Genomic DNA, 458 nt, shown 5'->3' with positions numbered 1-458 from the left:
GCAAACCATTTTGCTGATTGCTGGGATTTTACTCATTGCCTTTAACCTGAGGCCAGCCATTACGTCTGTTGGTCCTGTGATCGGTGCCATTCGTTCTGATTTACAGCTTTCAAATGGACTGGCTGGTTTCCTCACGACATTACCACTGCTCTCATTCGCATTGCTATCTCCCATTGCACCTAAAATCGGAAAACGTCTTGGGAATGAACGAACACTTTGGCTTGGGCTTGCTGTCCTGCTCTTTGGGATTGTCATTCGTTCATTTGGCAGCATCACCTTTTTAATGATGGGAACGGCGCTAGTTGGCGTCGGGATTGCGATTTGTAATGTGCTTTTACCTGGACTTGTGAAACATAAATTCCCTGCACATGCTGGATTAATGACAAGCGTGTATACGACATCGATGTCCGTTTTTGCTGCACTTGCATCTGGTGTCAGCGTTCCGCTCAGTCATGCGA

1 protein-coding gene is annotated in these 458 nt (G+C 46.7%); it reads left to right on the top strand.

Annotated elements, in window-relative coordinates; all coding sequences use genetic code 11:
* The coding region (locus tag KH400_RS21005; RefSeq protein ID WP_438821135.1) for an MFS transporter at positions 1–458 on the top strand (458 nt) is incomplete at both ends.

It is taken from the genome of Desertibacillus haloalkaliphilus, assembly GCF_019039105.1.
Taxonomy (GTDB): domain Bacteria; phylum Bacillota; class Bacilli; order Bacillales; family KJ1-10-99; genus Desertibacillus; species Desertibacillus haloalkaliphilus.
The sequence above is the reverse complement of the archived record's forward strand: the minus strand, read 5'-3'. Positions and strand labels throughout refer to the sequence as shown.